Genomic DNA, 15581 nt, shown 5'->3' on the forward strand with positions numbered 1-15581 from the left:
CCCGGTCATCACCAGAGCCTGCATTAATACGGTCATCACCTGCGCCGCCGCTTACCCGGTCGTCACCTGATCCAGCGTTGATAATATCATCACCTGCGCCACCAGAAACAACATCGTCTCCTGATCCTGCATTGATGCGGTCATCGCCTGCACCACCGCTTACCCGGTCATCGCCTGATCCAGCGTTAATGCGATCATCGCCAGCACCGCCAGAAACAATATCATCGCCTGAGCCTGCATTAATACGGTCATCGCCAGCACCACCGCTTACCCGGTCATCGCCAGAACTAGTTTCAGGAGAATTTACGGCTTCAACCACTGGTTCTGCCGCTGTTGGCTCTGATGCTGGTTGCTCAGGCGCTGGTTCAGCTGCCGCTTCAACCACTGGTTCTGCAGTTGGCTCTGGAGCTGGTTGTGCCGCTGCTTCAACCGCAGGTTCTGCTGACGGTTCTGGAGCTGGTTGCTCAGGCGTTGGTTGTGCCGCCGCTTCAACCGCAGGTTCTGCCGTTGGCTCTGGAGCTGATTGCTCAGGCGCTGGTTCAGCTGCTGCTTCAACCACTGGTTCCGGCGTTGGTTCTGGAGCTGGTTGCTCGGGTGTTGGTTGTGCCGCCGCTTCAACCGCAGGTTCTGCCGCTGTTGGCTCTGGAGCTGATTGCTCAGGTGTTGGTTCCGCCGCCGCTTCAACCGCAGGTTCTGCCGCTGTTGGCTCTGGAGCTGATTGCTCAGGCGCTGGTTCAGCCGCCGCTTCAACCGCAGGTTCCGCAGTTGGCTCTGGAGCTGGTTGCTCATGCGCTGGTTGTGCCGCCGCTTCAACCGCAGGTTCTGCCGCTGTTGGTTCTGGAGCTGATTGCTCAGGCGCTGGTTCAGCTGCTGCTTCAACCGCAGGTTCTGCCGTTGGCTCTGGAGCTGATTGCTCAGGCGCTGGTTCTGCAGAAGCCGCTTCGGTTACGGTTTCCATGTCGGCACCAACTACGTCTGCGCCCTGCTCAGAGATATCTTGAATTTCAGGGCCATTTTCACCCCCCACAATTTCAAGCTCAATCATTTGCATTGTCGGCGTACCATCGGCACCAACAATCGTAACTTCAAAACTGACATTGGCGACTTCGCCTGCTGGCAATGCTAGCAATTCAGCACCGGGAGAAAAACTAAACTCGCCATTTTCGTTCACAGTTACAGAACCTTGCTCAGGCTCTGAACTTACCCGAAAAGTGGCACTTTCCAGATCAGAAGTAACTTGCCCTTCAAATTCAAAACCCTCACCCACACTCCCGTTTTCTGCAGCACTATCGGTTTGTTCCGCACCCTCAACACCATGCTCTGTACCAAAATGCAGGTTAGAGTTCACTATGTCCTGGCGAAATACAGCCTCGTCACCGACATCATAATCGTTAGCGTCGAAATTGTCACCGTTGACCCCGTCTTTGTGAGCAGCATCCTCAGACCGTGCTGCTTCTTGCTCTGCGTTCAGGTCGCCCTTTTTTACAATAACATCTGCCATTTTGCTCACTCCAAAAACCAAATTTCTTGCGGAACTCTACAGTCAGGCGCTTAATCGCCGGTGTCTCAAACTAGTTACTGAAACCTAAAATCGAGCCGGAACTCGGAAAAAATACCAATAAAAACCGCAATTTGTTCATTGTGGTTAAGCAATGTTTAAGGCAAATGCACAGATAAGACTTATGTGGGGAAATTGCGAATTGTGTTGATGACAATTGTGAAAGTGCAGGCTCAAAAATTATGGCATTTCGAGCATCCAGGTCAGAACCAATAAAACCAAAGCGGAAACCGTTTTGGGACTGGACTGCCAATATCCACGAAAAACTGCGCCCACCAAAAAGCATGCAAAAACTTTGGTTTGCTCATCTCATTCGTGTGCCGAAACGAATTGTTGCGGCCACCCTGATCATCAATATCCTTGGCCTAGGAATGCCCATCGTCATATTGCAGATTTATGATCGCATAATTCCCAACCGATCCTTTGCAACTTTGAGCTATCTCATGGTCGGGCTAATGGTGCTTGTAGCTGTCGATACAATCCTCAAAATCATTCGCTCTCACATTTCTGGTTGGTCCGCAGCACATATTGACTATTTGGCAGCAACTGAAGCGGTTCGTCGCGTCTTTAGTGGCCAGTTAAGCGTTATCGAGCGTGACCCAGCCAGTACACATATCGACCGCATGAACGCCCTGTCACTAACAGCCAAAATGTTTGCAGGACCAGCCCGCATGGGATTGGTCGATCTACCGTTCATTTTCATCTTCCTCGGCGCAATGGTCATTATTGCCCCACTCCTTGCATTAGCCGTGGTCGCGCTATTCGTCGTTTTTGCCCACAATCTACTCAGCAGGGCACGCAAAATTCAAGTTTTGCAGGAAGAACAGCAAGACCTAGATCGCCGAAAGTACGATTTTGTGATTGAAGCGCTCTCTGGCCTTGAAAACATTAAAACCATGTCGTGTGAACCGCAAATGATGCGACGCTATGAACGTTTGCAAGAGGCAATTGCCATTTCGTTCCACAAGGCGGTGCGCATTGATGGCGTAACTCAATCACTTGGCGGTGTGTTTGCTTCCGCGACCATGGTAACCATTGTCAGCTTGGGTGCCTATTTGGTCGTCCAAGGCGCACTGTCATTTGGTGCACTTGCGGCATGCCTACTGTTAGGGGGGCGCGCTGTCGAAGTGCTCGTTAGATCAGTACGCACTTGGGGCGAACTTAGCAACTTTGACCTCGTTAAGAAGAACGTCGACGAATTATTTGCGATCAACGAAACACCAGACGAAACACGAGAGCAAATTGAGTTACCTTCAGGAGAAATACAACTCGACGAAGTGCAGTTCATTCAAGAGGACCAAAACCACACGCTGACGGATCCAATATCTCTCAAAATCCCACATGGCGAAATTTTCGGCTTAAAGGGCGGCAATGCAGCAGACGACCGAAAACTCCTTTCCTTAATCCGCGCAATAGAGCATCCGCAAGCTGGCAAACTCAGTCTATGTGGCATCGGCGACAGTGAATTGGTTGGCGCTGACTTGAACAAATCTATTGCCTATGTACCTCAGCATTCGGCGATTTTCAGGGGCACAATCCTTGAAAACCTAACACTATTCAACACACGCGATGGGCTAAACGCCGCGCGAGCGGCTTCACGCTTGATTGGCCTGGAGGCAGATATTCAGCATCTCCCGCTTGGCTATGACACAATTGTTGGCTCAGGAGGAAATGAGGTGCTACCGCCCAACTTCCAGCAGCGGATTTGCATTGCGCGCGCACTCGCCCGCCGCCCAAAGATTCTAATCATGGATGAAGCCAACACCGTGCTTGATCAGCGCGCCGAACGCTTATTGCAGCGGGGACTGTTGGCACTTCGTGGGTCGACAACAATGATAATCCTCTCAAACCGACCATCTTTTTTATCAATTGCTGACACCTGTTTGCAGCTGCGCAAGGGCAAGCTCATACCATTTGAGTTTCCCAACCACCGTGCCAACAACCAAAAAATCAGTGAGAAAGCGGCAGGCTAATGACGGATCAAAATACGCCGCATACTCAGAATGAACAAGCAAACACAATATCTGGCGCAACACTCGCGGCGCGTTCGCGCATTGCCGCCGGGCACGGCAATCTCGCTGACCTTGAAGCGATCGCCTACAGCCTAACTCACCCTCAAAAACAAGTATCTTCAAAAGTCCAGCTTTTCGAAGATGATCAAGATGCACTGGATCTCTCAGAACTTGAGCAGCGGTTAGGTATCACAGACAGATGGCCCGGTATTGATTATGAAAGTTCCGCTGGCCGCTGCCTGCAAGTATTGCTGGGTGTCATGGGCTGGGCTGGCAACGATACGCACCTTGTGCAAGCTTTGCCGCACTTTGAAAGGGTATCAGACTTACCCAGTATGCGAGCCGTTCTCACAAGGTTAAGTCTTGCCGCTGAAAAACACACCATCCAACTATCTGAGCTTTCAGATGAAAAGTTGCCGTGCATTCATCACGGACGCAACGGCACGGTGTCTATTGTGCTGTCGATCGACCATGCGGACAACACGGCCATTCTGTATAATGGTGCCACTGGCAAAGAAGAAACTTACGCGTGCAGCGGTCGACCGCAAACACTATATCTAATCAACCCGGTCGATATCGAAACCCACATTCGCCACATCAATTCATTTGGTTGGGTAACACAGGCCACGGCCTCCTTCAAAAATCTCTTTATGAGTTTGTTCCTCGTCAATTTCGGCATCAACATGGCGGCGTTGGCCGTTCCAATTTTTATTATGGCCATATTTGGTTATGTGATTCCGTCCAAATCTTCCGACAGTTTGATCATGCTGGTGGTTGGCATCAGCCTCGTCATTTTGGCAGAATTCGCCCTAAGAAATCTACGGTCGAAAATCCTCGCCTATATCGGAGCACGCTTTGACAGCGCGCTATCTGTAGAAGTCTTTGAACGCCTATTATACATGCCATTTCATTTCGTTCAGAGCGCCCCCATCGGGGCGCAGCTTTCCCGGCTGCGTCAGTTTGAAAAGCTGCGCGAATTGTTCATCGGATCGCTGGGCACGGCCATACTTGACCTGCCATTTGTCCTAATTTTTATCACGGCAATTGCCATCATTGGTGGTTGGCTCGCGATCATTCCGGTCGCCTTAATCGCCATGTACATCATCCTTGCTGTGATCACCATTCCTATGGCCAAACGCCAGACCATGCAAAGCGGTGACGCAAAGACAAAAAAGCAAAACATTATGATGGAATTGTTTCTAAGTCAGCGCGACATTCGCAATGTTGGCGGAGAACAAATTTGGCAAACCAGATTCGAAAAAGCGGCAGCTTCATTTGGTGCTTTGGATTTCAAGTCGCAACATTTCTCTCAAAAAGTGCAGATAATCTCGCAAGCGCTTTCTATGTATGCCGGCATCATAATGCTGGGTTTTGGAACGATCTCGGTTATCAATGGCAACCTAAATGTCGGCGGGTTGATTGCAATCATGGCCATCGTCTGGCGGATTTTATCGCCGTTACAAAACGCATTCATGAGCCTTAGCCGTGTCGGACGATTGATAGAGGCAACACGCCTCATCAACAACCTTATGCGTATGCAACCAGAGCGCACACCTGGGGTCATTCCAAATATCAGCCGTTCGTTTGACGGTCACATCAAAACCAACGACCTTTCATTCCGATATCAGCAGGCAACAGAGGCGGCCATACGTGGGCTTAATATCGACATCTCACCTGGTGAAATTGTTGCCATTACCGGCCCCAGCGGCAGCGGTAAATCAACATTCCTTAAATTATTGGCTGGCCTTTATAATGCACAATCTGGCTCGATAACATTTGATCACCTGGATATTCGTCAGATTGATTTGGGCGAGTTACGTTTCGAAATTAGTTTCCAGCAAGATCGTCCACGTTTCTTTTACGGTTCAATTGAGCAGAACGTAAAAATGAACGATCCTGCGATCGAAAAAGTCGAAATAGAGCGAATGATGGCCCAATTCAATGTGCCGCTAGATCATCCTGATTTTGACGAGGGTTTAGAGACAAGATTGCGAACTGAAACCGTTAGCAAAATGTCAGATAGCTTGAAACAGCGGCTGCTGCTGGTTGTGACTTTCGCCAAACAAGCTGCATACTATTTCTTGGACGAACCAGCGAACTTTATTGACTACGAAACCGATCAAAAGTTCATGGCTCATCTGACAAATTTGCGGGGGAAATCGACAGTTTTATTCACAACCCAACGCCCAAGCCACATGAAAATGGCGGACCGCGTCATTGTTCTGCATGAAGGTCGCGCAATTCTGAACGGACCACCAGAACGGGTTATGCCCCAACTTGAAGAGTTCAATAAAAAGATCGCCTAAATCAAAAACGGATTTTCCAAAGCGTCTATTCAATAGACCGTTAAGGGTAATCTGCTACTGTTTGTTAGTTATAAAATTAGTACAGGACGTGCGTAGTGAGCTGGCTCAACCAATCCCAAACAGAACTTGATGCCAAAACGCTAACGCTTCCTTTGGCGCTCGAAAAAGAACACCCCCCTCAGCTGTATTCATTTGTGGTAACAGGGTGTTTCGCCTTTCTTGCCGCTTTCATTATTTGGGCATCAATCACCTCAATCGCCGAGGTCACCCAAGCCAGAGGTCAAATTCAGCCCGTTGAAAAAGTTAAGTATATTCAGCACTTGAATGGTGGCACAATCGAAGAACTATTTGTCAAAGTAGGTGACAAAGTTACGGCCGGGCAACCGCTCTTACGCCTTAGTCCAACAGCAACACAAAGCAATCGCGATCAGCTAGAAATTCGCATTGCTGCTCTTAGCATGTCGCTGGCTTCAATTGATGCGCAAAAACGAGCGTTGCAAAACCCGAACTTTGGCGAAGTCGGCGAAAAGTTTCCAGCCATTGCTCGAACACAAATGGATGCGTTCATATTTGAACGGTCGCGCATTATGCAAGAGCAGGCAAAACTCGCGTCCCAACTTGCTCGGCGCGAGCTTGACCATCAGGCGGCCATCGCTGAACAAAAAAGCGTAGAAAAGCGACTAGCCATCACGTTAGAGCGCTATGAAGGCGTGGCAACACTCGCGAAAAAGGGATTTGCATCTCGACGGGATTTGTTGACCGCTGAATCTGAACTTGAAGATGCAAAAGCGCGACTATTGGCACTGAAATCGCGAATTGCGAACACGGCTGAACTTGCAGCCGAAGCCCAATTATTGTTGGATGAACAACGCGCCTCAATCCAATCCAAGTTGGCACAGCAGCAAACGTCCGGTCTTTCAGAGCTGACCGAAATGCAGGCGAATATGTTGAAATACCAAGAGTTGGTCGACAATCTTGTTGTCGCCTCCCCTATTGATGGCATCGTACATCAACTTACATACAACAATGTGGGCGCTGTTGCCCGTTCTGGTGAGGTCATTGCCAGCATTGTGCCCAATGATGGAAATCTGATCGCCGATGTAAAAGTTAGCCCAAAAGATATTGGATACATCCGGGTCGGCGCAGAGGCGAAAATCACCGTCTCAACTTACGATCCGTTTGTATTCGGAAACCTTACTGGACGTGTTCAATCAATCTCGCCAACCACATTCCAAGAGGGTGGTGCGTACTTCTTCCGAGTGCAGATTGAATTGGACGCCAACTATTTGACCCAAAAGGGCATAAACTATCCCGTAAATGCCGGCATGGAAGTGACCGCAAGTGTGTTGACAGGAGAAAAGTCGCTGGCCCGCTATTTGCTAAAACCAGTTTTCCGATCTATCGACCAAGCATTTTCAGAACGCTAATCGGTCAGGCATAGTTGCGCTTTTTTGACATTTTTCCAATGCCCGGGTTCATGGAATTTGTTGGGTCTTGGCTCTTGTAGAATTCGGCAAGCTCTGGCTTTGCTTCATACATGTGTCCAACATTGTGCTCGGCTGGATATTCTGCCCCGCGTTCGTTCAACAGCCGTAGCATTTTCGCTTTCAACGCCTTTACATCAACGCCTTTCTTGACGATATAGTCTTGATGAAAAACGTGGCACATAAAGTGACCATAATAGAGTTTGCGCTCAATCTGTACTTCAATCGACGTTGGTAATTGTTCGACCCAATCAACGCAATTGCGCGGCAACGCGATATCCAGCGCCAATATGTCGGCAACCTTTTCCGAATGCACTGCTTGATAGCGAACTGCGGCACCTGCTGCGGCGAACCGATGCAGTTCCGCCAATTTCCCCTCGCTTTTTGAACACTCAAAAAAGTCCGCGTCGCCGTCCTTGAGCATGTCCTGCAGCAGAACCCTTGCTTCACCAATGCCGCCGTCGCGCATTTTTAGGATCAAATGATGTTCAAATCTATCGCGATACGCCATCATACGATCTGGCAACAGCCGAGGCAAAATGCGCCCAAGACCATACATAAGACGGTCAGTCAGGTGCCGCGTCAAACTGAATTTATTGAACCAACTATCAAAAAAGCCCTTGAGTGCGAACACCTGCGGCAAGCGATCCGTACCCAAATGTTTGATCAGCAAAACGGTATCTTTTCCGTAAGCTTCAGAAACATCAAAAACGTCCCGATGCATGTATTCCGCGCTGATCGGCAGTGTAGCAAAACTGGACAAAATTCGGCGGCGAATGCCTGTGAGGTCTGAGGCTTTGTTGGTCCCGATATAGAACGTTTTCTCTTCACCCGCTGTGGGATATGTGTTTTGGCGAACGGCAAAAACGGCGAGCTTTCCAGCGCAGCCTGAGGCTTCGTACAGACGTCTCTTGTCCGCATTATAGCGTGCAGGACTAGGTGCATTCACGTCGCGTACGCGATCTGCATATTCTGTGTCTGATGCCAACCGATTTGTTTTATTCACATCAGCGTCGGTCAGCATTCCTTTATCCAAAATCGCCAACATTTCCTCCGGATCATCGCCCAGCTCAACATCTAAATGATTGACCAAGTGCAATCTGCCCTGGGGGTCGATTTGCGCGTAAAGCGCCAGCTCTGTGTATGATGGCCCGCGCTCTACCAACGACCCGCCAGAATTGTTGCACACGCCACCCACTATCGACGCGCCGATACAGGATGATCCGATAACAGAATGGGGTTGCCGACCAATCGGGGCCAATAGTTTCTCAAGGTCAAAAAGTGTGGCCCCGGCAAGGCTGACAACCTGTTTGCCACCATCAACCAAATGAATTTGATTGATGCGTTTTGTGTTGATCAGCACAACATCTCTGTCGTAGGTGCCATTTGGGGTTGACCCCTCAGTCAACCCAGTATTGGCCGCCTGCATGATGACGATCTTGTCCGCTTCAACCGCAGTTTGCAGTACACGCCACATCTCAACAAGACTGCCCGGACGGACCACACAAAGTGCTTCACCCTCCCCCGAGCGAAAGCCTTTGCGGAAACGCTCTGTTCTCTGCCGATCAGTTAGCACATGGCGCACGCCAACGGCCGCACGCAATTGTGCGATCAGATTTTCATCTTTCATTTGTCAGTCCTTAGTAGGCGACGGCCGGCAACCAGGTGGCAAGCGCGGGCCAGAAAAACACCAGCATCAACCCCACCAGTTGCAGCAACACAAAAGGTATCACACCACGATAAATATCCATCAGCTTGATCTCGGGTGGGCACACCCCCTTCAAGTAGAATAGTGCAAAGCCAACGGGAGGCGTTAAGAACGATGTTTGCAAGGTAACCGCCACTAAGATCACGAACCAAATCAAAGTTGGTTCATCCACCACATCAAAGCCGGGAATGTCCAGACCTAGACCGTTCACAATCGGGCGCATTAGCGGCAAAACGATCAGGGTGATTTCAATCCAATCAAGCACAAAGCCAAGCAAGAACACGACGAACAAGATCATCAAAACTGTCCCATAAGGGCCAAACCCTGTCGAGCCGATTATATCTTCAATCAACGCATCGCCGCCCAATTCACGCAGCACATAGGAGAATACCGTTGCACCCAAAAAGATCGCGAATATGTAGGCGGTGGTGTTGAAGGTGGATTTCAGCACATTGACCAGCTTTTTCAATGTGAGCTTGCGATAGCCAAGCGCCAGCAGCGTCGCACCAAGAGCACCCACACCAGATGCTTCCGTTGGCGTGGCAATGCCTGCAAAAATCGAACCAAGCACAGCCAAAATCAAAGCAAAAGTTGGCAATACAGCAACCATGACTTCCTTGACCGCTTGCCAGTCAGGCGAAACGGCACCTTCTGGCACAGGCGCAATTTTAGGGTTTAAATAGGCCACGATGAACAAATAGAGCAGGTACAAACCGCCCAAAATAACACCCGGGAATACAGCCGCCATAAACAGATCGCCTACAGAAAGCGCCATCTGGTCAGCCATGATCACCAGCATGATCGAAGGTGGAATTAGGATACCCAAAGTCCCTGACGCCGCAACAACACCAGTTGCCAGACGAGGTGAATAGTTCTGCCGCATCATTGATGGCAGTGACAGAACCCCAAGCAAAACCACAGATGCCCCAATAATGCCGGTTGATGCCGCAAGGATGATCCCAATGACGGTTACCGTGATCGCCAAACCACCACGGGTTTTGCCAAACAGTTTTTGCATCGATGACATGAGCCGTTCAGCTACGCCGCTTTCATCCAGCATCAAACCCATAAAAATAAACATCGGCAATGCAACAAGCACCGCATTCGACATCGTCGCATAAATCCGGTTCACCACGACGCCCAAAGTAAGATAATCCAAGCCAGTCAGCGTATCTTCCAAGCCTGTCCAATTCATCCACCCATTGTCGAACAAATAGGCAATGCCGCAAAAAAGAACACCGACCCCGGCTAGCGTCCATGCCACCGGAAAACCAGTAAACAGCAACGCAATAAAGCTAAGGAACATCGCAACGACGAGCTTCTCTTCCGTCGTTTGAACCAAGAAAGTAAGGCCGTATGTCACCACAGCAAAAATGGCGAGGGAAATCAGGATCGGGCGCAGGCCAGAGCCAACCAAATCATTCTTACTGTTCACCCACAATGCATGCCCATCATGAATAAGCCTTGCCAGTGCGGCCATCGCCAACAATATAAAGCTGATGGGAATGACAGCCTTAAATACCCAGCGGCCGGGCAAGCCTATGGGACTGTCAGAGCGTTCATTTACACGAAAACTCTCGTAGAAATAGTCGAAGCCTTGGTCAATCATCAAATAGATAAACGGCACCAAAAGCGCCAAAATCCCGACGACTTCAATGATCCGTTGCGTGCGACGGTTCAGCTGCATATATATCAAATCAACGCGCACATGACTATCCGTCACCATGGCATATGAAATACCAATCATGGTCACAAGACCGTAAAAATGCCATTGAATTTCGTCGAGTTTGGGGAAACTCTGATTAAGCAAATAGCGGAATAACACCTGTGTAACGATGGCTGCGACCAGCAGAACATTCGCCCACATCACGATTGATCCGACGATTTTTACAAACCGATCTAACCAAACAGCAATCGGTTGATTGTCCAGCTCTGGATGTTCCGAGATATTTTCGTAAACAATTATCGGATCAACTTCGTCAGTATGTGATTGCGTCATTTGCCTCTTCCCACTTTAAAAGTGATGCGCACTCAACTTGAGCGCGCATCCTTATTTCATAGCATCGCAACTTCCTTGCGATGCGCAAGTCACTGTTATTTCCGTGGCAAGAACGCATTTTCTTTCCACAACTTGTAACCGTCGCGGAATTCATTCATGTCAGTAAGGACCTTGGCGAAGAACTCATCACCATTAGCTTTTTCAGTCGCAACTTCTTCCCAAGCAGAACGGAATGTTGCAAGCATCTCAGGTGACCAAGTTTTGATAAAAACGCCATTGTTTTCAACATTATCCGTCATCACATCAAACTGAACGGCTTCACCCTCTGCCAAGCTATCAGCCATTGACGCTTTACATGCATTTTCAACGATAGCTTTATGCTGATCGCTCATTTCGTCCCACTGTGTGCCGTTGATCAACAACTCAAAAACGGTGGCCTGTTGATGCCAGCCTGGAAAATAATTGTATTTCACAAGTTTGTGGAAGCCCAAAAGTTTGTCGATGGCTGGCATGGAGAATTCAGTAGCGTCAATCGCGCCTTTCTCCAAGGCTGGAAAGATTTCGCCACCTGGCAACAATGATGTGGCAACGCCAAGCTTTTGCATGACTTCACCGCCAAGTCCGAAGAAACGCATCTTCAAGCCCTTAAGGTCGTCAACTGAATTAATCTCGTTTGCAAACCAACCTGAAGTTTCCGGCGCGATAATTGCACAAGGTACCACTTTAATATCGTAACCAGCCTGGTCGTACATTTCTTGGTAAAGTGTCAGACCGTTACCATAATATAGCCAAGCCATATATTCGCCTGCTTCAGGCCCGAACGGTACTGCAGAGAAAAGTGGCGCAGCAGGAATTTTGCCCGCCCAATAACCAGCCGTTGTGTAACCAGAATTGACTTTGCCGGTAGAAACAGCATCCAGAATTTCAAATGGAGGAACCAATTTACCTGGCTCATACACCTTCATTTGCAGTGTTCCACCTGACATCAAATCTAACTGCTCTGCAACGCGCGGGATTGGCGTACCCAAACCCGGCAAGCTGGTAGAGAACGAAATTGGCGTTTTCAAGAGTACTTTTTCAGCAGCCATTACACCTGTTGTGGATGCAAGAACTGCAGCAATGGCTACGCCTGCTAATAGTTGTTTCATAGATTCCTCCTTGGTGCTCAAATCGAGCGAATAGTCATATTGTTGGCAATTGCGATGCCTCAATATTGGTAAATAAACTTATCCACCCCCCCTTTGTCAAGCAATGAAGCAGTTAGACTTATGATTAGGACACAGGAACTGTTGTCGTCATTACGAAACCACAAATTGCACACCAATAATACCACTCTTGAAAATAGGTCTTTAATTCCAATAGACTACGAGAATTTCATCCAACCAATTCTCGAAAACAAATTTCTTGAATTTCTTGGCCAGCGGGTCCATTCTAAGTGGACTATTTATTTTACCGCCGATGAGGAAAGCTGCGTGAGCATACAAACCGGGATTTTTGAGCCTGTCGACCACGCCTCAGTTGTCGATGCCATTGTTGAGCAAATAGAGGGTCTAATTCTCAATGGTGTTTTACGGGATGGCCACAAATTGCCTTCCGAGCGCGATATCTCAGAACGCATGTCTGTCTCACGGCCAAAAGTGCGTGAGGCGCTTAAGCGCCTAGAAGATAACGGGCTGATTATTTCGCGCCATGGCGATGGCACTTTTGTCGCCCCGCTAATCGGCTCGGCAATGTCACCAGCCCTTATTTCCCTGTATTCACGCCACCCCAGCGCGTTCTTAGACTATTTAGAATTCAGACGCGAGCAAGAGCAATTTGCATCTGCTCTGGCGGCAGAGCGCGCCACTAAAACCGACAAAGAGATACTCACCTCAATAATCAACGAGCTGGAAACAGCCCATCAAGTGGGCGATTTCACGGCCTCCGAAGATTCCGATATTCGATTTCACGCAGCAATTGTCGATGCCGGCCACAATACGCTACTGGTGCATTCTATGTCGTCGATTTACGCACTTACCCGTCAAAACCTGTTCTACAATCGCGCTGTGTTGCGCGCGAAAGATGGTGATGGCTCTGGTGAATTACTTTTGCAGCAACACCGCGCCATTTACCAAGCGATCATGGATGGTAACCCGGAATTGGCCCGTAAAACGGCTCGCGATCACATCAATTTCGTCGAACGCTCCTATTTAGTTGATCAAAACCGGGACCGACGCGAGCAGATCGCAAAACGGCGACAAGTCTTGCTTTGACGGTTCCTTGTCATCACCACCCCCTACTTTCGTAGAGGTAAATAAACTTGACCTATAAGATGCGTCTACGCTAGTTTGTGCGCAAAATGGTATATGGGAAACAGATATGCGCCTCAAGGATTGTCACAACTTTCAGGATTTTCGTAAACTCGCCAAGCGACGGCTACCGTCGCCGATATTTAATTACATCGACGGCGCCGCGGATGACGAGATTACCTATCGGCGCAACACCCAAAGCTTTGACACTTGCGATCTGGTGCCCGATGTTCTGAGTGGCATCACTGACGTCGATATGTCTGTGACAGTTATGGGCCAAAAATTGGATATGCCCCTTTACTGTTCGCCAACGGCTTTACAGCGCTTGTTCCATCACGACGGAGAACGCGCGGTTGCCGCAGCCGCAAACAAATTTGGCACCATGTTCGGCGTCTCATCACTTGGCACCGTGAGTATGGAAGAGTTGCGCGAAAAATATGACACGCCGCAGGCCTACCAATTCTATTTTCACAAAGACCGAGACCTCAACAAAGTCATGCTGCAACGCGCCAAAGACGCTGGCATTGATGTGATGATGCTCACCGTCGATGCAATTGTTGGCGGCAATCGAGAGCGCGATCTTCGCACCGGCTTTTCAATCCCGTTCAAACTCACTTTGGGCGGCATGACGCAATTTGCGATCAAGCCTATGTGGGGATTGAATTATGTTACCCATGAAAAGTTCAGCCTCCCCCAGCTCGAAGACCATGTCGACATGAGCGGTGGCGCGATGTCTATTGGCAAATATTTTACAGAAATGCTCGACCAGTCTATCTCTTGGGACGATGTTGCCGAAATGGTCAAAGAATGGGACGGCCAATTTTGCATTAAAGGCATCATGTCCGTGGAAGACGCAAAACGCGCTGCCGACATTGGCTGCACAGGCATAATCATCTCCAACCACGGCGGGCGTCAGCTCGATGGCTCACGCTCGTCATTTGATCAGCTCGAAGCAATCGTAGATGCCGTTGGTGACCGCTTGGACGTGATCATGGACAGCGGAATTCAACGCGGCACACATGTGTTAAAAGCGCTCGCACTTGGCGCAAAAGCTGTTGGTGGTGGACGGTTTTACCTGTTTCCACTCGCAGCAGCCGGACAGCCCGGTGTCGAACGTGCACTTGAATTGATGCGCGATGAGATTGAGCGCGGTATGATTTTGATGGGCGTCGACAAAGTCAGCAAACTGACGAAAGACAAATTGCTCTTTAGATAAAGAAACGCCGATCCAAATAGGACCGGCGCTTCAAGGAGGAGGGCTGGGAAATTGGTACTTTACCGAGGCTTTCCCAACTGCCTCGGTAAACTTTTAGCCGCCCTCGCCTGCCCGATCCGCATTTTTGCGCCACTTTGAATAAAGCGGCATTAGCATCGGGACGAACAAGGTCAAACCTGCAATAACAAGAATTGTAAGGGTCAATTCTCGCTCCCACAGAAACGACCAGCTATCATCATTGATTAATAGTGCACGGCGAAGGTTCTCCTCCATCATGCCACCCAGAATGAAGCCCAAAATCATGGGTGCCAATGGGAAGTCGAGTAATCTCAACACCACTGCAGCCACGGCAAAGATAATCATCAGTTGAATATCAAACGTGTTGAAACTGACAAAATACACCCCGATCAAAGAGAAGAACAGGATCAGCGGCAGCAAGAACCGAGCCGGAATAGCCAAAACCTTAGCAATATAGGGGATCAATGGCAGGTTCAAAACCAGCAAGATGATGTTGCCGATCCACATCGAAACAATCACGGCCCAAAACACTTCTGGGTTGTCAATGTAAAGCCGTGGACCAGGTTGAATACCGTAGCCAATCAATGCGCCAAGCATGATTGCGGTTGTACCTGAGCCCGGAATACCCAAGGTCAACAATGGCACAAATGATCCCGTTGCTGCCGCGTTGTTTGCTGTTTCTGGCGCAGCAAGTCCTCTGATCGAACCCTTACCAAAAAGCTTGCCTTTTTCCGGGCCGGCCAAACGTTGCTCGGTACCGTAAGCCAAGAAACTCGCAATTGTCGCGCCAGCACCGGGCAACACGCCGATCAAGAAACCCAAAATCGATGAACGTCCGATCACCGGGGCAATCTCTTTGATTTCTTCTTTGCTGATCTTCATCGAGCCAAGATTGGCAGAGGCCTCTTTCTCCTTCAATCGGCTTTCGTCGTCCTTCGGTCTTAAGATCGCCATCAATGCCTCAGAAAGCGCAAAAGTTGCCATCACCAGCA

At 49.3% G+C, this 15581-nt stretch carries 9 protein-coding genes and 1 pseudogene; 5 read left to right on the forward strand and 5 right to left on the reverse strand.

What is annotated here, in order from left to right:
* Positions 1 to 1501 (reverse strand): annotated as a pseudogene (locus ACJAZW_RS12955) (hypothetical protein); the annotation flags it as partial.
* Positions 1502 to 1740: 239 nt separating this feature from the next.
* On the opposite strand from ACJAZW_RS12955, the gene ACJAZW_RS12960 reads away from it, so the two are divergent.
* The 3 genes from ACJAZW_RS12960 to ACJAZW_RS12970 all read left to right on the forward strand — a co-directional run bounded on the left by ACJAZW_RS12960 (position 1741) and on the right by ACJAZW_RS12970 (position 7303).
* Complete coding sequence (locus ACJAZW_RS12960) at positions 1741 to 3531, forward strand: ABC transporter transmembrane domain-containing protein (protein WP_415158765.1); 1791 nt, start codon at positions 1741 to 1743, stop codon at positions 3529 to 3531.
* Entirely contained in the window at positions 3531 to 5876 is a 2346-nt protein-coding gene (locus tag ACJAZW_RS12965; protein WP_415158767.1) for a peptidase domain-containing ABC transporter, read from the forward strand. Before ACJAZW_RS12960 ends, ACJAZW_RS12965 begins: the two co-directional genes overlap by 1 nt.
* Before the next feature lie 95 nt (positions 5877 to 5971).
* The gene (locus ACJAZW_RS12970; RefSeq protein ID WP_415158769.1) at positions 5972 to 7303 is read left to right on the forward strand and encodes an HlyD family type I secretion periplasmic adaptor subunit; all 1332 of its coding nucleotides are present in this window, start codon (positions 5972 to 5974) and stop codon (positions 7301 to 7303) included.
* A gap of 4 nt (positions 7304 to 7307) precedes the next feature.
* Here the strand turns inward: ACJAZW_RS12970 and dld are convergent, their stop codons facing one another.
* The 3 genes from dld to ACJAZW_RS12985 form a co-directional block, all read right to left on the reverse strand.
* Complete coding sequence (dld, locus tag ACJAZW_RS12975) at positions 7308 to 8990, reverse strand: D-lactate dehydrogenase (protein WP_415158771.1); 1683 nt, start codon at positions 8988 to 8990, stop codon at positions 7308 to 7310.
* A 10-nt stretch (positions 8991 to 9000) separates the two neighbouring features.
* Positions 9001 to 11067: a TRAP transporter large permease subunit gene (locus ACJAZW_RS12980; RefSeq protein WP_415158773.1), complete on the reverse strand. Its 2067-nt coding sequence runs from the start codon at positions 11065 to 11067 to the stop codon at positions 9001 to 9003.
* A gap of 95 nt (positions 11068 to 11162) precedes the next feature.
* Positions 11163 to 12215 carry a TRAP transporter substrate-binding protein gene (locus ACJAZW_RS12985; RefSeq protein ID WP_415158775.1) on the reverse strand — a complete coding sequence of 351 codons (1053 nt, stop codon included), beginning with the start codon at positions 12213 to 12215 and terminating at the stop codon, positions 11163 to 11165.
* 324 nt (positions 12216 to 12539) lie between these two features.
* Here ACJAZW_RS12985 and ACJAZW_RS12990 point away from each other — a divergent pair, with 324 nt between their 5' ends.
* Together ACJAZW_RS12990 and ACJAZW_RS12995 are read left to right on the forward strand one after the other, a co-directional pair.
* The gene (locus ACJAZW_RS12990) at positions 12540 to 13319 is read left to right on the forward strand and encodes a FadR/GntR family transcriptional regulator (RefSeq protein WP_415158777.1); all 780 of its coding nucleotides are present in this window, start codon (positions 12540 to 12542) and stop codon (positions 13317 to 13319) included.
* 106 nt (positions 13320 to 13425) lie between these two features.
* Positions 13426 to 14571: an alpha-hydroxy acid oxidase gene (locus tag ACJAZW_RS12995; RefSeq protein ID WP_415158779.1), complete on the forward strand. Its 1146-nt coding sequence runs from the start codon at positions 13426 to 13428 to the stop codon at positions 14569 to 14571.
* A gap of 93 nt (positions 14572 to 14664) precedes the next feature.
* Here ACJAZW_RS12995 and ACJAZW_RS13000 read toward each other — a convergent pair.
* A partial coding sequence (locus tag ACJAZW_RS13000) for a tripartite tricarboxylate transporter permease (RefSeq protein ID WP_415158781.1) occupies positions 14665 to 15581 on the reverse strand: 917 nt, incomplete at its 5' end.

The sequence above is a fragment of the Maritalea sp. genome (assembly GCF_047634455.1).
Lineage (GTDB): Bacteria > Pseudomonadota > Alphaproteobacteria > Rhizobiales > Devosiaceae > Maritalea.